Below are 25664 nucleotides of genomic sequence, written 5' to 3'. Positions count from 1 at the left end.
CCGCCTTCGCGGGAGAACAAGGAGGTGCGAGATGGCCTAGCGCCGCTCCCCCAGCTTACTTGAAATTATCCGCGTAGCTCTGCAGCTTCAGCGTCTTCTGCGGCGCCGGCACGACGGTGTAGCCGAACCCCTCGCGCTCGCAGTGGGCGATCGCCGCTTCGGCGGTCGGGAACAGCAGGCGGAGCTGGTCGCGGGTGTCGCCGCTGCCGGCCCAGCCGGTGAGCGGGTCGGGGCGCTTGGGCTCCGACGGTTCGAATTCGAGCTGCCAGGCGTCGGTCCGGTGCTTGCCGGACTGCATGGCGTTCTTGGGGCGCTGGAAGATACGGGCGGTTGGCATGATGCCTCCTTATCGCGAACCGGCGGCCCTTGCATCCGCCTTTTTCGTGCGCAGCGTCGCGGACGCCGCGGCGGGGTCGTCGGGCCAGGGATGCTTGGGGTAGCGGCCGCGCATTTCCTTCGCCACCGCGGTCCAGCTGCCGGCCCAGAAACCGGGGAGGTCGCGCGTCGTCTGGATCGGGCGGCCGGCGGGGGATGTGAGGCTCAGCACCAGCGGTACGCGCGTCTCGCCGATCGTCGGGTGGACCGCGAGGCCGAACAGGGCTTGCACGCGGAGCTCGACGCGAGGGCCGCCTTCCGCGTCGTAGTCGATCGCGTGCGTGCTGCCAGCGGGGCTGGTGAAATCGGGCGGCGCGAGGCGGTTGATCGTCTGCATCGCGTCCCAGCCGAGCAGGTTGCGCAGCGCGTCGGCGAGCGCGCCGGGGGCGATCGCGTCGAGTCGGCGTTTTCCGGTCAGGAGCGGGACGAGCCATTCGTCCACGCGGTCGAGCAGGGTTTCGTCGTCGAGCGGTACGCCCGCATAGGCGGCGCGATCGCGCAGGGCTTGGGCGCCGTCGCTCCACGGTAAGATCGCGAGGCCGTGCTCGCGGACGCCGTCGATGAGCGCGGCGAGGATCGCGTCGGGATCGGCGCCACTGTCGGGGCCGCTCGACAGGCGGATCGCGCCGAGGCGGCGTTCGCGGAGCGCCTGGATGCCGCCGGTCGTGGGGTCGAACGTCACAGTGCGGCGGGAGTCGATGCGGTCGGCGAAAAGCGTTTCGACGGTGGCCTGCTCGATCGCCACGGCCGAGAGAATGCGCGCGCCGGCGGCCGAGCCTTGCGTGTCGGCGACGGCGAGCCATTCCGAGCGGGCGAGCGGGGAGGTCGGGTCGAGCTTGAACCCGCGGCCGCCGACCGAGGCCCAGGTTTCGCCGGACGCGTCACGGCGGCGTGCGACACGGTCGGGGAAGCCAAGTGCAACGCATACTTCTGCTCCCCTCCCGCTTGCGGGAGGGGTCGGGGGAGGGGCTGACCCAGCAGTGCCGCGCGCTTGGGGTATGTCGTGCCCTCCCCCGACCCCTCCCGCAAGCGGGAGGGGGGTAAGTTTCGCCCACCTCTCAGCCATCGCTCTTGCCGCCTGCGCCTTTGAACCGCGTTCGGTTTTCCAGCGGCGGAGGCGGGTTTCTAGGTCGACGTCCTGTCCACCGATGCCGCGCTCGCCGAGCAGAACCGCGATTTGCGCCGCTACGTTCGCCAAGCCTCGTTCCCTCGCCCTCAGCAGCATGTGCGCCAGTCTCGGCGGCATCGGGAGTTTAGCTATCGCGCGGCCGTGCGGGGTTGGGCGGCCATCCTCGATCGCCTCCAGCGTCGTCAGCCGCGCCATCGCCTCGTCGATAGCCGCGGCGGGGGGGGGGTCGATCCATCGGAGGTCTCGCGGATCGCCGACACCCCATAGTGCGCAGGCTAGAACCAGCGCGGACAGGTCCGCCTCCAGGATTTCGGGCGGGTCGTAGCGCGGCAGGCCGGCGGTCGCCGCTTCTTCCCACAAACGATACGCGATGCCCGGCCCGAGGCGCGCGGCGCGGCCGGCGCGTTGCGTGACCGCCGCCTGGCTCGCGCGCTCGGTGACCAGGCGCGTCATGCCGGCGGCGCGATCGTAGCGCGGGCGTCTCGCGAGCCCGGAGTCGACGACGATGCGGATGCCGTCGAGCGTCAGGCTGGTCTCGGCGATGCTGGTGGCGAGGACTACCTTCCGGCGGCCATCGGGCTCGGGGAGGATCGCGGCGCGTTGCGCGGCGGGGTCGAGGCTGCCGTGGAGTTCGTGCAGGACGATGTCGTCGGGCAAATTGGCGAGGCGGTCGGCGGTCCGTTCGATCTCCGCGACGCCGGGTAGGAACGCGAGCACGCCGCCCTCCGCTTCGCCGAGTGCGCGGCGGATCGCGGCGGCGACCGAGTCCTCGATGCGCAGTTCCGCCTGCCGCCCAATGTGGCGGAGCGTCAGCGGGTAGCTTCGGCCTTCGCTCTCGATGACGGGGGCGCCGTCCATGAGTGCGGCGAACCTTGCGCCGTCCAGGGTTGCGGACATCGCGACGATACGAAGGTCGGGGCGGAAGCCGGCCTGGACGTCGAGCGCCAGCGCGAGGCCGAAATCGCCGTCGAGGCTGCGCTCGTGGACTTCGTCGAACAGGACCGCGGACACGCCGGCGAGTTCGGGGTCGGCTTGGATGCGGGCGACGAAGATACCCTCGGTGATGACCGTCACGCGGGTGGCGGCGGAGCGCTTGCTGTCCATTCGGGTCGCATAGCCGAAGGTCTGGCCGACGGGCTCGCCAGCGGTCGAGGCCATGCGTTCGGCGGCCGCGCGGGCGGCCAGGCGCCGGGGGGATAGGAGGAGAATCTCGCCGGTGCACCAGGGTTCGGTGGGGATAGCCGGCGCTACTGCGGTGGTCTTGCCGGCGCCCGGGGGGGCGACGAGGACCGCGGAGGTGCGGTCGCGGAGAGTGGCGAGGAGGTCGGGGAGGACGGCTAGGATCGGGAGCGGCGGCGGCGTCATGCACGCCTGCTGCCACAGTAGCGGGGTTGGCGACAGGTTTTGCTTGGGCGGTCCCTTGGGAAGGTGCGGGTTCAACCGATGATCGCGCGCCTTCGCCCCCCCCCCGCCAGGGGGAGGTGTCAGGCACTTACCTGACGGAGGGGGCGGTAAGCGACGACCTCAGCTCCGTGTCCTCCCGCTCCGTCACCTTCGGTGCCACCTCCCCCTGGCGGGGGAGGATCGTTCAAGCTCACGGACGTCGATGGCTTACCTACCCGCCAACAGCACCGCCCCGGCGAACGCCGGGGTCCAACTGGGAAACGGCGCTGACTGCTGTTGCGCTCCGTTATTGCCACCTCTCCAATTGGGCCCCGGCCTTCGCCGGGGTGGTGAACATAGGCGGAAGGACTCAGCACCGGGCGAGCTTGGAATAGCAAGTCGCTGACGAACGCGTTGCGACAGCCTACCCCCGCCCCTATCCCACCGAAGGCTGGCAAGCGCCCGCGAACCTGCTAGACGCTCCGCCAGTAATCATGGCGTCCGATCCCTCCCCCACCTCGACGACGGCGACAGGCCGCACTTCCGACCGGCTGCGCGGCAGGATCTCGCGTGCGTGGGCGAGTCGGTGGACCAAGGCGGCGCTGGTGCTGGTGGTGCTCGGCTTCGTCGCGATCTTCGCGTTCTGGTTCGCGGTCATGCGCGACCTGCCTTCCGTGGACACGCTGCGCACCTACGAGCCGCCGCTGCCGACCAACGTCCGCGGGATCGATGGCGCGCCGATCCATTCCTACGCGCGCGAACGGCGCGTGGAACTCAGCTATGCCGAATATCCGCCGCTGCTCGTCAAGGCGTTCCTCGCCGCCGAGGACAAGTCGTTCTTCGAACATCACGGCGTCGATTACCCCGGCCTCGCCGGCGCGGTGTACGACTATGCGACCAAGCTCGGCACCGGCAAGCGCGCCAAGGGCGGCTCGACGATCACGCAGCAGGTCGCCAAGAACCTGTTGATCGGCAATGCCTATTCGCCATCGCGCAAACTGCGCGAGGCGGTGTTGGCGTACAAGATCGAGGATACGCTGACCAAGGAGCAGATCCTCGAGCTGTACCTTAACCAGATCGCGCTCGGGCGGAACGCGTTCGGCGTCGAGGCGGCGAGCCATGCGTATTTCGACAAGGAGCTCGACCAGCTCGATCTCGCGCAAATGGCGTATCTCGCCATCCTGCCCAAGGGCCCGTCGAACTACGATCCGGTGCGCAACACCGAGAAGGCGATGACGCGGCGCAATTATGTGCTCAACCGGATGCTCGACAACGGTTTCATTACGCGCGCACAGCATGACCAGGCGAATGCCGAGCCGCTCGGCGCGGTGATGCGACGGACGCCGAAGTTCGAGAGCGTCGGCGGCTATTTCGTCGAGGAAGTCCGCCGCCAGCTGATGGCAAAATTCGGCGAGAACGCGAAGGACGGCCCCTACAGCGTCTATTCGGGCGGGCTGTGGGTGCGGACCTCGTTTGACGCGAAGCTGCAGGATCTGGCGCAGCAAGCCCTGCGTGATGGTCTGGTGCGGTTCGACAGCGGGCGCGGCTGGAACGGTCCCATTCGTCATGTCGAGATCGAGGACGAAAACTGGCTCCAGCCGTTGCTCAACAGCAATATCGCGCTCGATTACCGCGATTGGGTCGCGGCAATCGTGACGGGCAAGGACGGTAATGCCTGGAGCCTAGGCTTCCGCACCGGCAAGACCGGCACGCTGCCGCGCTACGCGGCGCAGATGCCGGTGCGCGGCAAGGGCGGCAACGCATTCGGGGCGATCAAGACGGGCGATATCATCGCGGTGGCGCCGGACGGTGGCGAATTCTCGCTGCGGGCGATCCCGAAAGTCTCGGGCGCGTTCGTCGTCGAGGAGCCTGCGTCGGGCCGCGTGCTGGCGATGCAGGGTGGCTTCGACGACCGGTTGCAGGCGTTCAACCGCGCGACGCAGGCGATGCGCCAGCCGGGTTCGACGATCAAGCCGATCGTCTATTCCGCCGCGCTCGACAACGGCATGACGCCTGCCTCGATCATCGTCGATGGGCCGTTCTGCGTCTATCAGGGTGCGCGGCTGGGGCAGAAATGCTTCCGCAACTTCGGCAATTCGCGCGGGTCCGGCCCGCACACGATGCGCTGGGGTATCGAGCAGTCGCGCAACCTGATGACGGTGCGCGCCGCCGCGCAGACCGGCATGCCCAAGGTCGTCGCGACGATCAAGAAGATGGGCGTTGGCGATTACGCGCCCTATCTGTCCTACGCGCTCGGCGCCGGCGAGACGACCGTCGGACGGATGGTCAACGCGTATTCGATCCTCGCCAACAACGGCAAGGGCGGCCCGCCGTCGCTGATCGACTTCGTCCAGGATCGTCACGGCAAGGTGATCTGGCCGGAGAACTGGCGGCCCTGCGATCGCTGCAACGCGCCCGACTGGGACGGCAAGCCGATGCCGCGGCCGATCACGCGTCAGCGCCAGGTGCTCGACGCGATGACCGCCTATCAGATGGTCCACATCACCGAAGGCGTGGTCCAGCGCGGCACTGCGGTGACGCTGCGCGATCTCGACCGGCCGATGTTCGGCAAGACCGGCACGAACAACGGCCCGACCGACGTGTGGTTCGTCGGGGGTACGCCGCAGTTCGTCGGCGGACTGTATATCGGGTTCGACACGCCGAAGAACCTCGGTGGCGCGGCACAGGGCGGTACGCTCGCCGCGCCGATCTTCAAGCAGTTCGCGGTCAAGGCGTATGAGGATCTGCCCAAGCTGCCGTTCCGCGCCCCCGCCGGGATCCGCATGGTCCGGATCGATCGCGGTAGCGGCCGGCCGGTCTATGGCACATGGCCCGACACCAGCGATCCGAAACCCGCAGTCATCTGGGAAGCGTTCAAGCCCGAGAGCGAACCACGGCGTGCCGCGCGACGCTCGGATGTCGCCCCCACAGCTGCTACGACGACGACCGCGGTGAAGAAGGCCGAAGCCCCGCGCGACAGCGATTTCTTGCAAAGACAAGGCGGAATCTACTAGCGCGCTTATATAGACGTCATCCCGGCGCCCGCCGGAGACCCGCCCCGATCGCTTGGGACGGCGATCCCGGCCTCCGCTGGGGCGACGAAATTCCCCGGCTTCCGCCGGGGCGGCGGAATTTTTGGAGAATATCATGCGCGCCGAAGCGCAGGCTCACGTAGACACCATCAACGACGCGCTGGCGCTGCTGCGCCGCTTCCTCGACTGGGACCGCGCGCTGCGTCGTCTCGACGAGTTGAACGCGCGCGTCGAGGATCAGGCGCTCTGGTCCGATCCCAAGGCCGCGCAGGAGGTGATGCGCGAGCGTCGTCGTCTCGACGAGGCGATCAGCGCGACGCGCGCGATCCAGAGCGAGCTGTCGGACACCGCCGAGCTGATCGAGATGGCCGAGGCCGAGGGCGATACCGAGATGGAGGCGGACGGCGTTGCGTCGCTCGCCGAACTCGCCGCGCGTGCCGACAAGGACAAGATCAAGGCGTTGCTGGCGGGCGAAGCCGACGCGAACGACACCTATATCGAGGTGAACGCGGGCGCCGGCGGGACCGAGAGCCAGGACTGGGCCGGCATGCTCAGCCGGATGTATTCGCGCTGGGGCGAACGCCACGGTCTGAAGGTCGAACTGGTCGACCAGCATTCGGGCGAGCAGGCGGGCATCAAATCCGCCACGCTGCTGCTCAAGGGCGAGAACGCCTATGGCTATGCGAAGACCGAGAGCGGCGTGCACCGGCTCGTCCGGATCAGCCCGTACGACTCGGCGGCGCGACGGCACACGTCGTTCGCCAGCGTCTGGGTGTACCCGGTCGTCGACGACAATATCGAGGTCGAATACAACGAGAGCGACCTGCGCATCGACACGTACCGCGCGTCGGGCGCGGGTGGTCAGCACATCAACACGACCGATTCTGCGGTGCGCATCACGCACATCCCGACCGGGATCGTGGTGCAGTGCCAGAACCAGCGCTCGCAGCACAAGAACAAGGCCGAGGCGTACAACCAGCTCCGCGCGCGTCTGTACGAGCGCGAACTGGCGATCCGCGAGACTGCCGCGAACGCCGAGAATGCCGGCAAGACCGACATCGGCTGGGGTCACCAGATCCGCAGCTACGTGCTCCAGCCTTACCAGATGGTGAAGGATCTGCGCACCGGTGTGGTGTCGACCAGCCCGTCGGACGTGCTCGACGGCGACCTCGAGATGTTCATGGCGGCGGCGCTGTCGCAGCGCGTGACCGGCGAGGCCGTCGAGGTGGAGGACGTCGATTGAGCTTGCGGGGTGCCCTTGCCCTGCTGGTCCTGCCGATGCTGTCGCTGGCGGCGTGCGACGGGAGCAAGCCGCTGATCAAGCGCGAGACCAAGGAGCCGGTGTTTCCCGCCGCCGATCGCCCGGTCGCGTCTATCGTCTCGGCGCGCTGGTCGAACGAGGAAGCGCGCGACCGGCTCAACGAGGCTGGCGAGGTGATGAACAAGGCGGAGATCCGCAAGGGCATGACGGTCGCGGACATCGGCGCGGGCGAAGGCTATTACACGATCCGCATGGCCGCCCGCGTCGGCAAGACCGGCCGCGTGCTGGCCGAAGACATTCTCCCCGCCGTCCGCGATCAACTGGCCGAACGCGTCGCGCGCGAGGATTTGGCGAACGTCAGCGTGAAACTCGGCGAGGCGAACGACCCCAAGTTGCCGGAGGCGAGCTTCGACCGGGTCGTGATGGTCCACATGTATCACGAGATCGAGCAGCCCTACGAGTTCCTGTGGCGGCTGCGGCCGTCGCTGAAGCCCGACGGGCTGGTGGTGGTGGTGGATGCGAATCGCCCGACGCAGAACCACGGCACGCCGCCCGCGCTGCTGAAATGCGAGTTCGCGTCGGTGGGGTATACGCAGGTCGACATGGACGACATGCCGTCCGCCGGGGGGTATCTCGCGACGTTCCGAGCGACCGGGCCGCGGCCCGCGCCGGAAGCGATCCGGGCGTGTCGGTTGAAGTAACTTGGGTTCGGCTTTGGCGTCGCGATCCGAGGCGCTAATTTAACGAATTGCGCCACCCCGGCGGAGGCCGGGGCCCAATTGGAAAGGTCGAAGTGACTGCAAACTGCGCGTAGTTGGCAACGTCCCCCAATTGGGCCCCGGCCTTCGCCGGGGTGGTGCGTTTGGGGTTAGCGTTCCTTACACCACGCCCATCGCGCGCAGGCTCATTACCTGCTCTCCAGCGATCACCAGGTGATCGAGCAAAACCACCTCCAACGTCCGCAACCCGGCAGCCAGCGCTTGGGTGAATGCCACGTCCCGCGTGCTCGGCGTAGCATCCCCGCTCGGATGGTTATGCGCCATCACCACGCCGACCGCGCCAAACGCCAGTGCATCCACCGCGACCGTCCGGATCGAGATCGCCACCTGATCCCGCCCCCCGACGACATGCCGCATCCCGAGAAGCCTCCGATTCGGATCAAGATACGCGACCGCGACCGTCTCTACCGTGGCATCACGCAGCCCCGCGAACAGCGCGCGCGCCGCAGCGAGGTCGGCGATACGACACGAAGACACGGGCGACGGCGGCACATACCCGCCTGCCCCGCGACACCGGCGACCGCACGCGCAACTACATCCGCTTGAGCCCCCGCCCCCGCGCCGCTACGCCCCCAGCATGCGCCAATATCTAGATCTCATGGACCGCGTGCTCTCGACCGGCGTCGAGACGATGGACCGCACCGGCACCGGCACGCTCAGCGTGTTCGGCGCGCAGATGCGCTTCGATCTCGCGCAGGGCTTCCCCGTGCTGACCACCAAGAAGCTCCACCTCCGCTCGATCATCGTCGAGCTCCTCTGGTTTCTCCGCGGCGACACCAACGTCCGCTGGTTGCAGGAGCGAAAGGTCGCGATCTGGGACGAGTGGGCGGACGAAGCGGGCGATCTCGGCCCGGTCTACGGCAAGCAATGGCGCGACTGGGTCGCCGCGGACGGTCGCCACATCGACCAGATCGCCGAGCTGATCGCGCAGATCAAGACCAACCCCGCCTCGCGCCGCCAGATCGTCAGCGCATGGAACCCGGGCGACCTCCACGCGATGGCGCTCGCGCCGTGCCACTGCCTCTTCCAGACGCATGTCGCGGGCGGCAAGCTCTCGCTCCAGCTCTACCAGCGCTCGGGCGACATCTTCCTCGGCGTGCCGTTCAACATCGCCAGCTATGCACTGCTCACGCACATCCTCGCGCAGCAATGCGGGCTCCAGGTCGGCGAGTTTATTTGGACGGGCGGCGATTGCCATCTCTATTCAAATCATCTCGAGCAGGCGCAACTGCAACTGACCCGATCGCCGGGGCCTCTCCCTCGCCTTGAGATATTGCGGAGGCCGGACTCGATCGACGCGTACGAGTATGAGGATTTCGTCCTCCACGATTACGTCGCGCAGGCGCACATCAAGGCCCCCGTCGCGGTCTGAACAGAGAGCGCCCCCGCGGCAGCGCCGCGCGACCGAATCGCAATAGGAACCGCCCGTGCGCTGTGCGGTTCAGTTGCGCATGGATATCACACAGCTCATTCTCGACGAACACGCGCAGCAGCGCGCACTGTTCGCGCAGATCGATTCGATCGACGCCAAGGACACCGAGGCGCTGTCGGCGCTCTGGACCCGCCTCAAGAACCTGCTCGACGCGCATGCCGAGGCGGAGGAGCGCTTCTTCTACCCGCGGCTGATGAAGATCGGCACCGGCGGCAACGACGCCGACTCGGCCGCTGAAGAGACCGAGGACGCGATCGAGGATCACAACGACATCCGCGACACCGGCGAAGCTGTCGACAAGCATCCGGTCGGATCGGACGCATGGTTCGAGGCAGTCGGCGAATGCAACAAGGCGAACAGCGATCATCTGGCGGAGGAAGAACGCCAGGGCCTGACCGACTTCCGCAAGCATGCGACGCTGGAAGAGCGGCATGAGCTTGGCGTGCGGTTCGCGGCGTTCGAGGCCAACCACCTGAACGGGGTGAAGGTCGTCGACAAGGATCCCGAGGCGTATGTGAAGGAACACGCGCCGAGCTAAGTTGTGCATGCCCATCCCACCCCTACCTCCCCGGCGAAGGCCGGGGCCCAGTCGGAAAGGTGGGGGTGACGGGACGCAGCGCTCCGTTAGCAACGTTTCCCAACTGGACCCCGGCCTCCGCCGGGGAGGTGCTAGGGTTTGGTTCGGAAGCAATCCCCGGACTAGAACCCCGCCCCCCATTCCGGCATGACCGCCGCATGATCACCTTCTACCTCGCCCGCGCCACCAACGGCGTTATCGGCCGTGACGGGCAACTCCCCTGGCGCCTCCCCGCCGACCTGAAGCGCTTCAAGGCGCTCACGATGGGCAAGCCGATGGTGATGGGCCGGAAAACGTTCGAGAGCTTCCCGAGCCCCCTCCCCGGTCGCCGCCACATCGTCCTCACGCGCAGCAACTGGACTGCGGACGGCGCAGAGGTCGCGCATTCGGTCGAGGAAGCGCTGGCGATGGCGGGCGACGACGTCGCGGTGATCGGTGGCGCGCAGATATATGCGCAGTTGCTTCCCCACGCGGATCGCATCGAGCTGACCGAAGTGCATGCGGAACCTGAAGGCGACGCGACCGTCCCCGCCTTCGATGGCTGGCACGAGATCGCGCGCGAAGACCACCCCGCCGAAAACGACCGCCCGGCCTACAGCTTCGTCACGCTCACCCGCCCCTAAAGACTGTTCTCCCGCGAGGGCGCGAGCCAGACCGTCCCCCGCCTTCGCGGGAGAACAAGGAAGCGCAGCAGGCAACCGCACGGAAGGACTATCGCCTTTCGCGACGGCTGGTTACTGACCCGCGCATGCAACGTCTCGACGGCGGTGCGGTGCTCCCGTCGTATCTGGCGAACGGGATCGTCGCGCTGGGGAATTTTGATGGATTTCACCTCGGTCACCAGGCGGTGGTCGCGCGCGCGGTCGCCTGGGCGCGTGCCGAGGGGCGTCCGGCGCTGGTGGCGACGTTCGATCCGCATCCTGTCCGCCATTTCCGCCCCGATACCGCGCCGTTCCGCCTGACCACGCTCGATCAGCGCCAGCAGCTTTTCAAGAAGGCCGGCGCCGATGCGATGGTCGTGTTCAATTTCGACGGCGATCTCGCCGCGCTGACCGCCGAACGCTTCATCACCGAACGGCTCGAACGCAACCTGCGCGTCGCCGGGATCGTCACCGGCGAGGACTTCACCTTCGGCAAGGGCAAGGCCGGCACCGTCCGCACGCTCGCCTCGCGCGGCCCCGCGCACGGATTTCGCGCGGAAACGGTGAGCGCGATCGAGCTGGAAGGCGAGACCGTGTCCTCCACCCGCATCCGCGAGGCGCTGCGCGCTGGCGACATGGCCACCGCCACCCGCCTGCTGACGCGCCCGTTCGCGATCCAGGGCTTCGTCCAGCACGGCGACAAGGTCGGCCGCACGATCGGCTATCCGACCGCCAATCTCGACATGGGCAATTACCTGCGCCCCGCCTACGGGATCTACGCGGTGACCGGGCGGCTGGAGGACGGTCGCGTGCTAAAGGGCGCCGCGAACCTCGGCATCCGCCCGAGCTTCGATCCGCCCAAGGAACTGCTCGAGCCGCATTTCTTCGATTTCGGCGAAGACCTGTACGGCCAGCGGATCGAGGTTTCGCTGATCGAATATCTCCGCCCCGAGGCGAAGTTCGCCAACCTCAATGCGCTCATCACGCAGATGGACGCCGACTGCGCGCGCGCGCGGACGATCCTGGCGTAACCGCGCCCCTCTCCGCGAGGGAGAGGGATGGCAACGTGAGCCGCTACCGGCTACAGCCCGGCCCACTTATGACCGATACTCCTGCGCCCGCCCGCGATTACCGCGATACCGTCTTCCTGCCGAAGACCGACTTCCCGATGAAGGCGGGTCTCGCCGCCAAGGAGCCGGCGATCCTGGAGCGCTGGGCCAAGCTCGGCATCTACGACCGGTTGCGCGAACAGCGGCTCGGGCGCGAGCGGTTCATCCTGCACGATGGCCCGCCCTACGCGAACGGCGACATCCACATGGGCCACGCGATGAACAAGGTCCTGAAGGACATCATCGTCCGCTCGCAATCGCTGATGGGCAAGGACGCGCCCTACGTCCCCGGCTGGGACTGCCACGGCCTGCCGATCGAGTGGAAGGTCGAGGAAGCGTACCGCGCGAAAAAGCTCGACAAGGATGACGTGCCGGTCGACCAGTTCCGCGCCGAATGCCGCGCCTATGCCGAGAAATGGGTGGCCGTGCAGAAGGCCGAGTTCGAGCGGCTCGGCGTGATGGGCGACTGGGCCTATCCGTACCTGACGATGAAGTACGAGGCCGAGGCCGCGATCGTCGGCGAGCTGCTGAAGTTCGCCGAGAGCGGCCAGCTGTACCGCGGCGCCAAGCCGGTGATGTGGTCGCCGGTCGAAAAGACCGCGCTCGCCGAGGCCGAGGTCGAGTATGAGGACATCGTCTCCACGCAGATCGACGTCGCGTTCGAGATCGACTCTGCGCCGAATGCGCCCGAACTGGTCGGTGCCTATGCGGTAATCTGGACGACGACGCCGTGGACGATCCCGGTGAACCAGGCGCTGAGCTATGGGCCTGAGATCGAGTATGTTGTGGTAGCGGACGGCGACCGTCGCTTCCTGATCGCAGACGCGCTGATCGACAGCTTTTTTGCCCGCACCCTCTCCTCCCGTCATCCCGGCGGAGGCCGGGACCCACTTACCAACGGGGGAGACCGCGGTGACGTGGGCCGCGGCCTCCGCCGGGGTGACGGAGAGGAGGGCAGCGCTGCGATACTTTGGCGCGGGAAGGGCTCCGACCTCGCCGACGCAACCGTGCTCCACCCGATGCACGCGCTCGGCGGGTTCTTCGCGAAGCCGCGGCCGTTCCTCCCCGGCGCGTTCGTCACGACCGACGCGGGTACCGGGCTCGTCCATATGGCGCCGGACCACGGCGAGGACGATTTCGAACTCTGCAAGCAATACGGCATCGACCCGGTCTTCGCGATCGACGGCGCCGGGATGTACCGTGCGGACTGGGCGTGGCTCGGTGGCCAGGGCAGCGTCATCAACAAAAAGTTCGTGAGCGCCGACGGCCCGATCTGCTCGGACCTGCGCGAGGCTGGTGCGTTGCTCGCGGCGAGCGACGACTTCAAGCACAGCTACCCGCATTCGTGGCGCTCGAAGGCGAAAGTGATCTTCCGCGCGACCCCGCAATGGTTCATCCCGATGGACTCGTCTTCTGCTCCCTCTCCCCTCCGGGGAGAGGGTCGGGGTGAGGGGCAGCCCAGCAATGCTGCGCCCGGAACAGCCCCTCACCCCAGCCCTCTCCCCGCAGGGGAGAGGGAGTCGGAAGCAGGCAACGGCGCCACGCTCCGCGAAATCGCGCTCGACGCGATCGCCGCGACCACCTGGATCCCCGCGCGTGCGGAAAACCGGATCACGTCGATGGTGCAGGGCCGCCCCGACTGGGTCATCTCGCGCCAGCGCGCCTGGGGCGTCCCGATCGCGCTGTTCGTCGACCGCGCCACCGGCCAATACCTCAACGACCCCGCCGTCAATGCGCGCATCGTCGAAGCCTTCCGCCAGAACGGCGCGGACGCGTGGTATGCCGACGGCCACCAGGCGCTGCTCGGTCCCGACTACGACCTCGCGGACTATGAGGTCGTGAAGGACATCCTCGACGTCTGGTTCGACTCCGGCTGCACGCACGTCTTCACGGTCGAGGCGCGCTACGGCGAGGGAACGCGCGCGAACCTGTATCTCGAAGGCTCGGACCAGCATCGCGGCTGGTTCCAGTCGTCGCTGCTCGAAAGCTGCGGCACGCGCGGTCGCGCACCGTACGACGCGGTCCTCACGCACGGCTTCGCGCTCGACGGCCAGGGCCGGAAGATGTCGAAGTCGCTCGGCAACGTCGTCGATCCGCTCAAGATCATCGGCGAGTCCGGCGCGGACATCCTGCGCATGTGGGTCGCCTCGACCGACTATTTCGACGACGTGAAGATCGGCAAGGAAGTGCTCGCCACCGCCTCCGACGCGTATCGGAAGCTGCGCAACACGTTCCGGTACATGCTCGGCGCGCTCGAAGACTTCGACGAGTCGGAGCGCGTCGCCGTATCCGACATGCCCGAGCTCGAGCGCTACGTGCTCCACCGCCTCGGCATGATCGACACCGAACTGCGCCAGGCGGCCGAAGCGTACGAGTTCAACCGCTACACGCGCCTGCTGACCGACTTCGCGAACGAGGACCTGTCCGCGTTCTTCTTCGATATCCGCAAGGATTCGCTCTATTGCGACGCGACCGACGACATCAAGCGCCGGTCGTACCGCACCGTCCTCGACGTGCTGTTCCACGCGCTCGTCCGCTACGCCGCGCCGGTGCTCTGCTTCACCGCGGAAGAAGTGTGGCAGTCGCGCTTCCCCAACGACGACAGCTCGGTGCACTACCTCGAATGGCCGTCGCTGCCCGAGGTGGAGGACGGCGTCGAGGTCGGGAAGAAGTGGACGCAAATCCGTGCACTTCGCGAAACGGTTACCGAAGCGATCGAACCCATGCGTCGCGAAAAGACCGTGCGCTCGAGTTTGGAGGCAGAGGTCACGATCAAATCGATGTCGCCTCTCGCGCCGATTGAAGCTGCGGAACTGGCCGAAGCGTTCATCGTCGCCAAGGTCACGCCGGGCGACGCGGTCACCGTAACGCGCACCGACTTCCACAAATGCGGCCGGTGCTGGCGCCACCTTCCCGAGGTGAGCGTCGATGGCGAGCTCTGCAACCGATGCGACGAGGTGGTGGCCGATGCGTAACCTGCCCAAGGCCGGGTTCGCCGCCGCTGCCGCCCTCTTCCTCGCCGACCAGCTCAGCAAATGGGCGGTGACCAAGCCGCTCGGGATCGATTCGCTTGGCGATTCGCAGACGATCACGTCGTTCTTCGACCTCCGCTTCGTGCCGAACATCGGCATCTCGCTCGGGCTGCTCCCCGCCGACGGCCACCTCACCCGCTGGGCGCTGGTGCTGCTGACCGGCGCGATCGCGGTCGGGGTCGCGGTGTGGATGACGCGCGAGAAGAACCCCGCCGACCAGGTCGCGCTGGGCTTCGTGCTCGGCGGGGCGATCGGCAATATCCTCGACCGGATCCGGCTCGGTTATGTGGTCGATTTCTGCGACCTGCATATCGGCGAATGGCGCCCGTTTTTGGTCTTCAATGTCGCCGATGCAGCGATTACTGTCGGCGTGCTCGTCCTGCTTGTTCGGGCGCTCCTCGTGCGCGAGAAGCCCCCTGTGGAGAATTCCCATGCGTAAGTTCGTACCCCTGGCCGCCGGGCCCGTCGTCGCCTTAGCGAGCGCCGTCGTCCTCCTGTCCGGCTGTGCGACGAGCAAGAGCCTCGATCGTGCGCGTCCCGACGAGTTCGCGGTCGCGCGCCAGGCACCGCTGGTCATCCCGCCCGACTTCGCGCTGGTCCCGCCGCAGCCCGGCGCCGCCCGCCCGCAGGATACCGCGGCCAACGCGCAAACGCTCGACGCGCTGTTCGGCGGCACCGCCGCACGCAGCCCGGCGGAGACCGGCGTGCTGAACGATGCCGGCGCCGATTCGGACGATCCCGGCATCCGCTCCAGCGCGGGCGATCCCGACACGACCGTCGTCGACAAGGGCAGCACGACTCGCGACATCGTCGCCGCCCCCGAAGGCGACGGCCAGGACGCCCGCGCCAAGGCGAACTGATCGGGGTCTTCCCGTCGTACGAAAAAGGGCGGCTCCTCTCGGGGCCGCCCTTTTTCGTGTCTGCCGGTCTCGTTCCGCCGCTCCCCGCCCCGTCATCCTGACGAAAGTCAGGATCCAGAGCCGTGAGCGGAACGCCTGCCGCTCTGGATCCTGGGTCAAGCCCAGGATGACGGTTTTGGTATTGCGAAACCTCTACCCGTCTTGTTCTCCCGCGAAGGCGGGAGCCCAGTCGGGGTCCCGCCTTCGCGGGGAAGCAAGGCTCATGGGAGCCCTCTCCCCAGAGCGATCAGAACGCCGCGGTCAGCGACACCAGGACCTTGCCGCCGGCGATCGAACCGGTGCCATCCTGGCCACGGCTGAAGCTCGGCTGGAGATACGCCGATTCGCGCTTCGAGATATCGGTGTCGACATACGCGACCCCCAGCGTCAGCGGCGTCGTCGGGATCACGTAATCCGCACCGAGCAGCCAGTCCCAATACTCACCCGTCGGCGACACGCTGGTCGCGAACGGCCCGAGGCCCTTGTTGCCGCGCGAATAGCCGACATGCGCCTTCACGGTCACGCCGGTGGTCGGGATCCCGCTGCTGACGTCGCCCCATAGATAGAGGTTGTCGTCCTTAGCGTTGACGCGGTCGTACACGCCGTTCGCGGCCGACGTGCCGTTGGTGTACCACGGCCCCAGCGCCTGCTGCTTGGGCGCATAGGCGACGCCCGCGAGTAGCGCGACCGGGCCGGCGGTGCCCGACAGCTTGGCATAGGGCTCGATGAAGTCGGTGTTGTCGAAGCCGCCCGGATACATGTACCAGGTCGCACCGACATCGAGCGCGCCGCCGCCGACCGGCACCTTGTACCCGGCGATCAGGTCGAGCTCCATGTTGGCGCCGCCGAACGTGCCCCAGCCGGACAGGTTCGACGCCCAGGTGCCGATATAGACGCCGCTCTTGTGCGCGATCGTGATGCCGCCCTGAACCGCGAGGTTCTCGTCCGACTGCGACACACCGCGGAAGCGGTAGTCGCTGACGAGACCAACCGAACCCGTGACCGTAACCTCCTTGGGAGGCGCGGTATCGTCCTGCGCGAACGCGGGCGTTGCGGCAGCCAAAGCAATGCCGCCGAGAAGAAGTGTGGTGAAGCGCATCGTTTCCCTTTCGATACCGGAAGTCGATGTCCGCCCTGCATCCGCGGACGCCGCATCTTTAGGGGCCGAACCCCAGCGCGGTCTTTCCGACGATGACATCGGGATGACAGCGCATGGTGCAGCGCACAAGCGAATCTTGCGTACAATCGGGCTTTGACAGCACGCATGTTGCGCATGCGCCACAGTGTCGCCGGGTAGTCGGCGCCGGCCGCAGGTACGTTTCAGCGCGCCACTATGCTGATCGAACGCCGTTTTTCCCAGCCGTCGCGCTCCAGTTCCGGGGTGACCGCGTCGATCTCGGGGTATCCGATGCAGAGATACGCGACGAGCTGCCAGGCTTCGGGTACGTCGAGGATCGTACGGATGCGTGACGGGTCCAGAATCGAGACCCAGCCGAGGCCGATCCCGTGCGCGCGGGCGGCAAGCCACAGGGTGTGGACCGCGATGACGGCGGAATACGCCACGCTCTCGGGCATGGTCCGGCGACCGAGACCGTGGCCCTGCTCCGGGTCGGGTTCGACGAACACCGCGACATGACACGGCGCCTGTTCGAGCCCCGCGAGCTTGAGCCGCGCGTAGTTCGCCGCCCGCGTTCCATCCTGCGTCGCCAGCGCCGCCGCATTGCACGCCTCGAAATCGGCGCGGACCGCGGCGCGGCGGGCGGGGTCGTCGACCGTGACGAACCGCCACGGCTGGCTCAGCCCAACCGACGGGGCGGCGTTCGCCGTCTCTAGCAACCGGTCGAGCAGCCCGCTCGGCAACGCATCGCGCCGAAACCGCCGGACGTCTCGACGCCAGCGGAACAGCGTGTCCAGCTCGGCCTGGAACGCAGGGCCGAAGATGGGTGCGTCAGCCTCCCGCTTGAACACGCGTCGATCGGAAATCGTCTAGACCTTTGCGGCAGAGAAGGCGGCGAGCCCGGCTTCGAGATCGGCGATCAGGTCGGCCGGGTCTTCGAGACCGATCTGGAGGCGGACCATCGGGCCGGCGGCTTCGCGCTTGGTGACGCTACGGTGGCGCTGCGGGTCGGCGGGGATGGCGAGGCTTTCGAAACCGCCCCAGCTATAGCCGATGCCGAACAGTTGCAGCGTGTCGATCAACGCGGCGCGCGATGTCTCGTCGCCGCCGTTGAGGACGAACGAGAACAGGCCGCTGGAGCCCTTGAAGTCGCGGACGAACAAGTCGTGGCCGGGGCAGTCGGGGAGTGCCGGGTGGAGCACCTGCGCGACTTCGGGGCGGCCTTTTAGCCAATTGGCAATGGTGAGAGCGCTCGACTGGTGCTGCGCGAGGCGGACCGCCATCGTCCGCAGGCCCCGGCTGCCGAGCCAGCAATCGTCGGGGCTGGCGACCTGGCCGAGCTGGAAACTCGTCTCGCGTAATTTCTTGAAATGGCCAGGCGCTGCGGTGACCGAGCCGAGCATCACGTCCGAATGGCCGACGACGTATTTCGTGCCGGCGAGGATCGTCAGGTCGACGCCGCGCTCGATCGCGGGGAAGAACAGCGGGGTGGCCCAGGTGTTGTCGAGCAGGGTGGTCACGCCCCGCGCCTTGGCCGCAGCGACGATCGCGGGCACGTCCTGTACTTCGAAGCTCAAGGAGCCGGGACTTTCCATGAAGATCGCCCGCGTATTGTCACTGATCAGGTCCGCGATTCCCGCGCCGATCATCGGGTCGTAATAGCGCGTGGTGATGCCAAACCGCTTGAGCAGCCCGCCCGCCATGCCGCGCGTCGGGTCATAGGCGCTGTCGACCAGCAGCAGTTCGTCGCCGGGCGACAGCACGGACAGCAGGGCCGCCGCGATTGCAGCCACACCCGAGCAATAGAGGAACGTCCCCTCCGCACCGGGCTCCAGCGAAGTCAGCGCGTCGGCGAGGCTCCACTGCGTCGGCGTGCCCTTGCGCCCGTAGAACAGCCGGTGATGCGTATCGCGCGTGGCGCTGTCGCGGAGATGGCCGACGGAATCATAGAGGATCGTCGAGGCGCGCCAGACCGGCGGGCTGACGATACCTTGAGTCCATTCCGGGCGACGACCGGCGAGGACGACCTTGGTCGCGTCGCCGACCGGCTTGTTCGTATCGCTCATGCCGTTCCTGTCGCCTTGGGTGTCTCGGGATCGCCGCCCCATTCTGACCAGCTGCCGTCGTACAGCGCCGCGTCGTTGCCGAGCAGGTGCGCGCCGAACGCGAGCACCGACGCGGTGATACCCGAGCCGCAGGTCATCACGATCGGCTTCGCCAAGTCGATGCCTGCCTTGTCGAACTCGGCCTTCAGCGCGTCGCCGGCCTTCCACGTCCCGTCCGCGTTGAACACCGCGCCCTGCGGCAGGTTCTTCGAGCCCGGAATATGCCCCGGCGCGGTGCCCGGGCGCGGGTCTTCCTCCACGCCGGTGAAGCGCGTCGCCGAGCGCGCGTCGAGCACCTGCTCCGCCCCGCTTGCGACGTTCGCCTTCATCTGGTCGAGATCGCGCACGCCCTTCAGGTCCGCCCAGGTCGTGAAGTGACGATGCCGCGGCGTTTCCTTGCCGGTTGCGATCTCGCGCCCCTCGGCCTGCCACTTGGCGAAACCGCCATCGAGGATCGCCACGTTGTGCGCGCCGAACAGCCGCAGCAACCACCACGCGCGCGCTGCCGTGTGCCAGGGGGAACTGTCGTACAGCACGATCCGGCTGCCATCGCCGAGCCCCAGCGTCTGCATCCGGCTCGCGAATTTCTCCGCCGAGGGCAGCGTGTTGGGCAGGTCGCTGTCGGTATCGCGCAACTCGCTGAGGTTCATGAACACCGCACCGGGGATATGTGCCGCCTCATACTCCGCTGCCGCATCGCGGCCCTCGGCGTAGGTCGCGTCGACGATCCGCAGATCACTCGCGCCCAGTTCGTTCGCCAGCCATTCGGTGCTTACCAACGCGTCCATATGCGGCTCCTTGTGCTCGATCGGTCAGTAGCCAGCCGGGCCGCTCGCGTCGAGGGAGGCGAGGAACCCGGCCGCCTGCGCACGCGTCGCCTCGCGGTCCGCCTCGGACTGTTTCGCCCAGTTGCGATATGGCATCGCCAGCCGGTTGTTGCGCCCCAGCTTGTCCTCGTGCCGCGCGAGGAAATCCCAGTACAGCGCGTTGAACGGACACGCATCGGGCCCGGTCCGCTGCTTCACGTTATACCGGCACGTCCCGCAATAATCGGACATCCGGTCGATATACGCGCCCGACGAAATATACGGCTTCGACCCGAGCAGGCCGCCATCGCCGAACTGGCTCATCCCCAGCGTATTGGGCAATTCGACCCATTCATACGCGTCGACATACACCTCCAGATACCAGAGGTGCACCTTGGCCGGGTCCGCGCCGATCAGCAGCGCGAAATTGCCCGTGACCATCAGCCGCTGGATGTGATGCGCGTGCGCGGTCTCCAGCGTCTGGTCGATCGCCTCGCGCAGGCAATGCATGTCGGTCTCGCCGGTCCAGTACCAGCCGGGGAGTTCGCGGTGATGATCGAGGAAGTTGCGCTCGACGTACTCCGGTCCCTCGCGCCAGTAGATCCCACGCATATATTCGCGCCAGCCGATGATCTGGCGAATATACCCCTCGACCGCGTTGAGCGGCGCTCGACCGGCGCGATACTCCGCCTCCGCGCGACGGCACAGGTCGAGCGGATCGAGCAGCCCCGAGTTGATGTACGGCGACAGGATCGAGTGCCACAGATGCCGCTCGCCCGTCAGCATCGCGTCCTCGTAGTCGCCGAACTGCGCGAGCGCGTGCTTGAAAAAATTCGTCGCCTGCCGCTCCGCATCCTTCGCGGTCACGGCGTACTCGAACCCGTCGAGACTCCCCGGATGATCCGCGAACCGCTCCGCCACCAGCGCCAGCACGCCTTGCGTGATCGCATCCGGCACGAACACTAGCGGACGCGGCATCAGCAGGTCGTTCTTGGCGGGTTTGCGGTTCTCCTTGTCGAAGTTCCAGCGATCGCCCTCGGGCTTGCCGGCGGTCATCAACAACCCGGTCCGCGTCCGCATCTGGCGATAGAACCACTCCATCGTCAGCGATTTGCGCTCCGCCGCCCAGGTCTCGAAATCGGCATGACTGGCGAGAAAACGATCATCGCTGCGGATTTCGACGGGGATGCCGAACAGCGTCTCCCAACTTTCGAGCATCGCCATCACGCGCCACTCGCCGCCCTCGGTGACGACGATCCGTTCGGGGTCATGCCGCTCGACCGCACGCGCGATCTCGCCGGTGAAGCTGCCGGCGTTGTCGGGGTCGTCGAGCTGCGTGTATTCGACCGTCCACCCGGCTTCGCGCAGCGCCTCGGCATGGTGGCGCATCGCCGACAGGATATACGCGATCTTGCGCTTGTGGTGACGGACGTAGGTCGTCTCCTCGTCGACCTCCATCATCAGCACGATCGTGGTTTCGGGATCACAGTCCCGGAGCGAGGCGAGGTCGATCGTGAGCTGGTCGCCGAGGATCGGTACGAGTGTCGTCGTCATATCAGCACCCACTCCGTCACCCGGACCTGTTCCGGGGTCCACCGTTCCGCACGCTCGCCGCCCGTGGAGTCCGCGGACGGGTGGATGCCGGAACGAGCCCGGCATGACGGAGGAAAGCATCACCCACTTTGCGGCATTCGAATCGCATCCTACATGGCGCACTATGACCGCACCCGCCAACCCATTGCATCTCGGCCAGAACAGCGCCCTCCCCGCCTCTCCAGAAGAGGCCGTGCTCGATTATGTTCCGAACCCGCGGCCGGGCCGGACGTATCTGGTGCGGTTCGCGGCGCCCGAGTTCACGTCGCTGTGCCCCGTCACCGGCCAGCCCGACTTCGCGCACCTCGTGATCGACTATGTGCCGGGCGAGACGATCGTCGAATCCAAGTCGCTCAAACTGTTCCTGAGCAGCTTCCGCAACCACGCCGGGTTCCACGAGGATTGCACCGTGGGCATCGGCGAGCGCCTGTTCGACGAGATGAAACCGGTGTGGCTGCGCATCGGCGGCTATTGGTATCCGCGTGGCGGAATCCCGATCGACGTGTTCTGGCAATCGAGTGCACCGCCGCAAGATCTGTGGCTGCCGGACCAGGGAGTCGCCTCGTATCGCGGTCGCGGTTGAGGCGCCTGAAATATCGATTTGATTTAGATTGATATTATTCCCGTGCTGCAGTGCAGTATGTGATGAAACTTTATGCTACCTGAACCGTTCAAATGGATGCGCGACCGGGTTCTCCCAGAAGTGCGCGCTCAAACGAGGGACAGGGTATGGTGAAACCGGCGGACGGTGGGAATATCGCGCGACTGGCGCTGATCGGTAATTTCCTGCCGAGACAGTGCGGCATCGCCACTTTCACGACCGACGTTTTCACGGCCATGCGCGCGCGCTTCCCCGAGATCGCCGTCGACGTCTACGCGATGGACGATCACCCCGGCAAATACGACTACCCGGCCGAAGTCACGGGCACGATCCCCGAGCCCGAGCTGTCGGCCTATATCGACACCGCACGGAAGATCGAGGCCAGTGGTGCGCAGGCGATCTGGCTCCAGCACGAATATGGCATCTTCGGTGGCCCGGCAGGCGAGCATATACTCGCATTGCTCGATCGCACGACGCTGCCCGTCATCGTCACGCTGCACACCATCCTCGAAAAGCCCAACGCCGACGAGCGCCGCGTGCTCGAAGGACTGCTGCGTCGCGCTGCCCGCGTGGTCGTCATGGCCGAGCGTGGCCGCGACATTCTCCAGCGCGTCTACGGTGCGAATTCGCGCCAGATCGTCATGATCCCGCACGGCGTGCCCGACCGCGACCTGCTCGATCCCGCCGTGCTGAAAGACAAGTTCGGCTGGGAAGGCCGGAAAGTCATGCTGACGTTCGGCCTGCTCGCTCCCAACAAGGGGATCGAGACGGTCATCAACGCGCTGCCTGCGGTGATCGCGAAGCATCCCGACCTGCTGTACGTCGTGCTTGGCGCGACCCACCCGAACCTCGTCGCGTACGAGGGCGAGAAGTACCGCGACAAGCTGAAGGCGCTCGCCGCCGAGAAGGGCGTCGCCGACAACGTGTCGTTCGTCGATGCCTTCCTCGAGCATGGCGAACTGCTCGATTATCTCCAGGCAGCGGACGTCTATGTGACGCCGTACACCAACCCCGCGCAGATCACGTCGGGCACGCTCAGCTACGCGATCGGTGTCGGCAAACCCGTCATCTCGACGCCGTACGTGCACGCGACCGAAATCCTCGCGGATGGCCACGGCGTCCTCGTCCCGTTCGGCGACGTCGATGCGTTCGCGCGCGAGATCGATGCGCTGATGTCGAACGACCGCGATCGCAATCGTCTGGCCGAGCGTGCCTATGCGCGCGGCCGCACGATGATCTGGCCGAAGCTCGCCGAGGCGATGATGACGGAGATCCGTGCGATCGTGGCGGCGCGCCCTTTTCGCCTCGCCAAGGTGCCAGCCCCGCTGAAGCAGCTGACGCCTGATTTCGCCGCGGTCGAGCGGATGAGCGATTCGACCGGCATGCTCCAGCATTCGATCTATTCGATCCCCGATCGTCGCCACGGCTACTGCATCGACGACAATTGCCGCGCGCTGATGCTGATGAGCGCACTGCCCGATCTCGACGACGTCACGCGCGACAAGTGGATGACGATCTACGCGTCGTTCGTACAGTATGCGTGGAACCCGGACACGCGCCGGTTCCGCAACTTCATGAACTTCGATCGCACCTGGTGCGAGGATTCGGGCTCGGAAGATTCGAACGGCCGCACGCTCTGGTCGCTCGGCGTCACCGCGCGCGATGCGCAGGCCGCCAAGCACCGCGACTGGGCGACCGCGATGTTCGATTCCACCGCGTCGATGGCGCTCGAACTCGGCTCCTTGCGTGCCCAGGCGTTCGCGATGCTCGGTGCGGCGGCAATGCTGGAGGCCAAGCCCGGTCACCAACTGTCCCTGTCGATCCTCGAAGCCTTCCCCAAGGTACATCTCGACCTGCTCGCCAAGGCGCGCCGTCCGGAATGGCAGTGGTTCGAAATCGTTCTCGCCTATGACAATACGCGCCTCCCGCAGGCGCTGATCCGCGCAGGCCAGGCGCTCGGGCGTCAGGACCTGATCGACTGCGGTCTCGCCACGCTCGACTGGATCGTCGCCAAGCAGACCTCGCCGGAGGGTCGCTTCCGCGCGGTCGGGTCGGAGAGCTTCAACCGCCCCTATGCCGAGCCGTTGCAGTTCGACCAGCAGCCGCTGGAAGCGCAGGCGACCGTCGATGCGTGCGCCGCAGCGTATGACGCGACCGGCGACGTGCGCTGGCGTGACGAGGCGTTGCGCGCGTACGGCTGGTTCCTCGGCGTCAACGACCTCGACCTGCCGCTCGCCAGCGTCGCGGACGGCGGTTGCTACGACGGTTTGATGCCGACCGGGCTCAACCGAAACCAGGGTGCCGAGTCGATTTTGGCGCTCCAACTCGCAAGTTGTGCCATTTCAGGGGTATCAAAGGCAGCGCAAAGCGTGGCAGGAGCGGCGCGCGTCGTCGCCTAGCCACGCTAGAGACAGCCTGACAGGCGACGGTGCGCTGAGTGGAACGACGCGGGGCACTGCTACGATGGATCTGTTCAACCACCAGCTGCGGCTGCACGCGGACCCTTCGCGTGTCGTCGTGCGGCCGTTCCATATCGCCTGGGGCGGTCATGGCGGCGCACCGAGCCGCACCGAGCGGCTCGTCGGCGAAGTGCTGGAAATGTCGCCCGCACAGGCGCGCGCGCAGCTCGAGGTCGTGCTGAAGGATTTCGAGGCACGCCACTGGCAGACGCGACGCGTGTTCATGACGCGCTACGATCAGATCGAGGACATGCTCGGGCTGAACGGCGCGGAGATCGGCGACGAGAAGCGCCAGCTGATCGGCGCGTATTTCTGCCACGAATACAGCTATGCCGCCGCCGCGCTGATGAACCCCAGCGCCGTGCCGCATTTCGACCAGTCGGGCATGCCGCCGGGCTCGATGCGCATTCTCATGTCGTTGCGCGCCGTAGGCGAGGGTCACATCTCGTCGGTCGCGTTCCGCGAGGGCATCATCACCTGCGAAAACCAGATGAAGCTCGCGCCCGAACCGCCGTTCGCGACCGCGACCGATGCGGTCGGCAGCGGCGAGGACGAGATGCCGATCGGCCCCGTCACCGTCTATCGCCACCGCGACAGCACGCTGAGCGGCACGGTGATCTTCCCGATCACGCAGGCGCAGTCGAAGGGCCTCGAGGATCTCCGCATCGTCCGCTTCCAGCACGAGGACGGCGACTATGAGTGGATCGGCACCTACACCGCGTATAACGGTTCGGTGATCCAGTCCGAACTGATGCGCACCCGCGATTTCCGCGCATTCGACCTCGTGCCGATGACCGGCCCGGCCGCGCGCAACAAGGGCATGGCGCTGTTCCCGCGGAAGGTGAACGGCCAGTACATGATGATCGGCCGGCAGGACGGCGAAAACCTGTTCCTGCTCAAGTCGGACACGTTGACCGACTGGGACGACGGCGAGAAGATCCTGACGCCCGAATACCCGTGGGAGCTGGTGCAGATCGGCAATTGCGGCCCGCCGATCGAGCTCGACGAGGGCTGGCTGCTGCTGACGCACGGCGTCGGCGCGATGCGGAAATACTCGATCGGCGCGGTGCTGCTCGACAAGGACGATCCGTCGAAGGTGATCGGCCGGACGAGCCAGCCGATTTTGGCGGCGAAGGACCAGGACCGCGAGGGGTATGTGCCCAACGTCGTCTACAGCTGTGGTGCGCTGAAGCATGGCGATACGATCTTCATGCCGTACGGGATCGCTGACAGCTCGGTCGGCTTCGCGTTCGTGCCGATCAAGGACATGCTTGCTGCGATGAAGTGAGGGGGGCGTCTCACGGACGCCATCCTTCTCCCACGCGTAAGCACTA

At 66.8% G+C, this 25664-nt stretch carries 21 protein-coding genes; 13 read left to right on the top strand and 8 right to left on the bottom strand.

The features are described from left to right. Positions 1-55: 55 nt before the first annotated feature. Together C8J43_RS06850 and hrpB are read right to left on the bottom strand one after the other, a co-directional pair. Positions 56-337, bottom strand: a complete 282-nt coding sequence (locus C8J43_RS06850; protein ID WP_056051595.1) for an ETC complex I subunit — start codon at positions 335-337, stop codon at positions 56-58. Between the two features lie 9 nt (positions 338-346). Beyond that, on the bottom strand, positions 347-2869 hold the full coding sequence (gene hrpB / locus C8J43_RS06845; RefSeq protein WP_133030276.1) for an ATP-dependent helicase HrpB: 2523 nt from the start codon (positions 2867-2869) through the stop codon (positions 347-349). A gap of 512 nt (positions 2870-3381) precedes the next feature. Here hrpB and C8J43_RS06840 point away from each other — a divergent pair. From C8J43_RS06840 to C8J43_RS06830, 3 genes are all read left to right on the top strand, one after another. Further along, positions 3382-5901 carry a transglycosylase domain-containing protein gene (locus C8J43_RS06840; protein WP_133030275.1) on the top strand — a complete coding sequence of 840 codons (2520 nt, stop codon included), beginning with the start codon at positions 3382-3384 and terminating at the stop codon, positions 5899-5901. A gap of 133 nt (positions 5902-6034) precedes the next feature. After that, entirely contained in the window at positions 6035-7162 is a 1128-nt protein-coding gene (prfB, locus tag C8J43_RS06835) for a peptide chain release factor 2 (protein WP_056051599.1), read from the top strand. Positions 7163-7197: 35 nt separating this feature from the next. Further along, complete coding sequence (locus C8J43_RS06830; RefSeq protein ID WP_133030790.1) at positions 7198-7881, top strand: class I SAM-dependent methyltransferase; 684 nt, start codon at positions 7198-7200, stop codon at positions 7879-7881. A gap of 177 nt (positions 7882-8058) precedes the next feature. Here the strand turns inward: C8J43_RS06830 and C8J43_RS06825 are convergent, their stop codons facing one another. Continuing rightward, entirely contained in the window at positions 8059-8436 is a 378-nt protein-coding gene (locus tag C8J43_RS06825; RefSeq protein ID WP_243645456.1) for a JAB domain-containing protein, read from the bottom strand. Positions 8437-8536: 100 nt separating this feature from the next. Between C8J43_RS06825 and C8J43_RS06820 the strand changes: the two genes are divergently transcribed. From C8J43_RS06820 to C8J43_RS06790, 7 genes are all read left to right on the top strand, one after another. After that, positions 8537-9331 carry a thymidylate synthase gene (locus C8J43_RS06820; protein ID WP_133030273.1) on the top strand — a complete coding sequence of 265 codons (795 nt, stop codon included), beginning with the start codon at positions 8537-8539 and terminating at the stop codon, positions 9329-9331. A gap of 79 nt (positions 9332-9410) precedes the next feature. After that, positions 9411-9929 carry a hemerythrin domain-containing protein gene (locus C8J43_RS06815; RefSeq protein WP_133030272.1) on the top strand — a complete coding sequence of 173 codons (519 nt, stop codon included), beginning with the start codon at positions 9411-9413 and terminating at the stop codon, positions 9927-9929. Between the two features lie 197 nt (positions 9930-10126). Further along, the gene (locus tag C8J43_RS06810) at positions 10127-10591 is read left to right on the top strand and encodes a dihydrofolate reductase (protein WP_133030271.1); all 465 of its coding nucleotides are present in this window, start codon (positions 10127-10129) and stop codon (positions 10589-10591) included. A 125-nt stretch (positions 10592-10716) separates the two neighbouring features. After that, on the top strand, positions 10717-11640 hold the full coding sequence (locus C8J43_RS06805; protein WP_133030270.1) for a bifunctional riboflavin kinase/FAD synthetase: 924 nt from the start codon (positions 10717-10719) through the stop codon (positions 11638-11640). Positions 11641-11708: 68 nt separating this feature from the next. After that, positions 11709-14693, top strand: a complete 2985-nt coding sequence (locus C8J43_RS06800; RefSeq protein WP_133030269.1) for an isoleucine--tRNA ligase — start codon at positions 11709-11711, stop codon at positions 14691-14693. After that, the gene (gene lspA / locus C8J43_RS06795; protein WP_133030268.1) at positions 14686-15189 is read left to right on the top strand and encodes a signal peptidase II; all 504 of its coding nucleotides are present in this window, start codon (positions 14686-14688) and stop codon (positions 15187-15189) included. The genes C8J43_RS06800 and lspA overlap by 8 nt, the downstream gene beginning before the upstream one ends. Continuing rightward, complete coding sequence (locus C8J43_RS06790; RefSeq protein ID WP_056051615.1) at positions 15182-15610, top strand: DUF3035 domain-containing protein; 429 nt, start codon at positions 15182-15184, stop codon at positions 15608-15610. Before lspA ends, C8J43_RS06790 begins: the two co-directional genes overlap by 8 nt. Positions 15611-15896: 286 nt before the next feature. On the opposite strand, the gene C8J43_RS06785 is transcribed toward C8J43_RS06790, so the two are convergent. From C8J43_RS06785 to C8J43_RS06765, 5 genes are all read right to left on the bottom strand, one after another. Next, the gene (locus C8J43_RS06785) at positions 15897-16748 is read right to left on the bottom strand and encodes a TorF family putative porin (RefSeq protein WP_060526552.1); all 852 of its coding nucleotides are present in this window, start codon (positions 16746-16748) and stop codon (positions 15897-15899) included. 221 nt (positions 16749-16969) lie between these two features. Further along, positions 16970-17617 (bottom strand): 5,6-dimethylbenzimidazole synthase, encoded by a 648-nt coding sequence (bluB, locus tag C8J43_RS06780; RefSeq protein WP_133030267.1) that lies wholly within the window; start codon positions 17615-17617, stop codon positions 16970-16972. An 18-nt stretch (positions 17618-17635) separates the two neighbouring features. Then, positions 17636-18832 (bottom strand): cystathionine beta-lyase, encoded by a 1197-nt coding sequence (metC, locus tag C8J43_RS06775; protein ID WP_133030266.1) that lies wholly within the window; start codon positions 18830-18832, stop codon positions 17636-17638. After that, on the bottom strand, positions 18829-19659 hold the full coding sequence (locus C8J43_RS06770) for a sulfurtransferase (RefSeq protein ID WP_133030265.1): 831 nt from the start codon (positions 19657-19659) through the stop codon (positions 18829-18831). Before C8J43_RS06770 ends, metC begins: the two co-directional genes overlap by 4 nt. 24 nt (positions 19660-19683) lie before the next feature. Next, on the bottom strand, positions 19684-21231 hold the full coding sequence (locus tag C8J43_RS06765; protein ID WP_133030264.1) for a cryptochrome/photolyase family protein: 1548 nt from the start codon (positions 21229-21231) through the stop codon (positions 19684-19686). Between the two features lie 163 nt (positions 21232-21394). Here C8J43_RS06765 and queF point away from each other — a divergent pair, with 163 nt between their 5' ends. From queF to C8J43_RS06750, 3 genes are all read left to right on the top strand, one after another. Beyond that, positions 21395-21853 carry a preQ(1) synthase gene (queF, locus tag C8J43_RS06760; RefSeq protein WP_133030263.1) on the top strand — a complete coding sequence of 153 codons (459 nt, stop codon included), beginning with the start codon at positions 21395-21397 and terminating at the stop codon, positions 21851-21853. A gap of 146 nt (positions 21854-21999) precedes the next feature. After that, complete coding sequence (locus C8J43_RS06755; RefSeq protein ID WP_133030262.1) at positions 22000-24270, top strand: glycosyltransferase family 4 protein; 2271 nt, start codon at positions 22000-22002, stop codon at positions 24268-24270. A gap of 64 nt (positions 24271-24334) precedes the next feature. Continuing rightward, a complete protein-coding gene (locus C8J43_RS06750) occupies positions 24335-25618 on the top strand; it encodes a glycoside hydrolase family 130 protein (RefSeq protein WP_056051630.1) in 1284 nt (427 codons plus the stop codon). Positions 25619-25664 lie beyond the last annotated feature (46 nt).

It is taken from the genome of Sphingomonas sp. PP-CE-1G-424, from assembly GCF_004341085.1.
In the GTDB taxonomy this organism is placed as follows: Bacteria; Pseudomonadota; Alphaproteobacteria; order Sphingomonadales; family Sphingomonadaceae; genus Sphingomonas.
This window is presented reverse-complemented; position numbering and strand designations above follow the sequence as displayed.

Bases quoted from the DNA above. Each gene is read 5' to 3' on its own strand.
- C8J43_RS06805 (WP_133030270.1), top strand. From the start codon at position 10,717: ATGCAACGTCTCGACGGCGGTGCGGTGCTCCCGTCGTATCTGGCGAAC.
- C8J43_RS06755 (WP_133030262.1), top strand. From the start codon at position 22,000: ATGGTGAAACCGGCGGACGGTGGGAATATCGCGCGACTGGCGCTGATC.
- C8J43_RS06815 (WP_133030272.1), top strand. From the start codon at position 9,411: ATGGATATCACACAGCTCATTCTCGACGAACACGCGCAGCAGCGCGCA.
- C8J43_RS06810 (WP_133030271.1), top strand. From the start codon at position 10,127: ATGATCACCTTCTACCTCGCCCGCGCCACCAACGGCGTTATCGGCCGT.
- C8J43_RS06820 (WP_133030273.1), top strand. From the start codon at position 8,537: ATGCGCCAATATCTAGATCTCATGGACCGCGTGCTCTCGACCGGCGTC.
- prfB (WP_056051599.1), top strand. From the start codon at position 6,035: ATGCGCGCCGAAGCGCAGGCTCACGTAGACACCATCAACGACGCGCTG.
- hrpB (WP_133030276.1), bottom strand. From the start codon at position 2,869: ATGACGCCGCCGCCGCTCCCGATCCTAGCCGTCCTCCCCGACCTCCTC.
- C8J43_RS06840 (WP_133030275.1), top strand. From the start codon at position 3,382: ATGGCGTCCGATCCCTCCCCCACCTCGACGACGGCGACAGGCCGCACT.
- C8J43_RS06800 (WP_133030269.1), top strand. From the start codon at position 11,709: ATGACCGATACTCCTGCGCCCGCCCGCGATTACCGCGATACCGTCTTC.
- C8J43_RS06765 (WP_133030264.1), bottom strand. From the start codon at position 21,231: ATGACGACGACACTCGTACCGATCCTCGGCGACCAGCTCACGATCGAC.
- C8J43_RS06850 (WP_056051595.1), bottom strand. From the start codon at position 337: ATGCCAACCGCCCGTATCTTCCAGCGCCCCAAGAACGCCATGCAGTCC.
- queF (WP_133030263.1), top strand. From the start codon at position 21,395: ATGACCGCACCCGCCAACCCATTGCATCTCGGCCAGAACAGCGCCCTC.
- C8J43_RS06830 (WP_133030790.1), top strand. From the start codon at position 7,198: ATGCTGTCGCTGGCGGCGTGCGACGGGAGCAAGCCGCTGATCAAGCGC.
- C8J43_RS06770 (WP_133030265.1), bottom strand. From the start codon at position 19,659: ATGGACGCGTTGGTAAGCACCGAATGGCTGGCGAACGAACTGGGCGCG.
- lspA (WP_133030268.1), top strand. From the start codon at position 14,686: ATGCGTAACCTGCCCAAGGCCGGGTTCGCCGCCGCTGCCGCCCTCTTC.
- metC (WP_133030266.1), bottom strand. From the start codon at position 18,832: ATGAGCGATACGAACAAGCCGGTCGGCGACGCGACCAAGGTCGTCCTC.
- C8J43_RS06785 (WP_060526552.1), bottom strand. From the start codon at position 16,748: ATGCGCTTCACCACACTTCTTCTCGGCGGCATTGCTTTGGCTGCCGCA.
- C8J43_RS06750 (WP_056051630.1), top strand. From the start codon at position 24,335: ATGGATCTGTTCAACCACCAGCTGCGGCTGCACGCGGACCCTTCGCGT.
- C8J43_RS06790 (WP_056051615.1), top strand. From the start codon at position 15,182: ATGCGTAAGTTCGTACCCCTGGCCGCCGGGCCCGTCGTCGCCTTAGCG.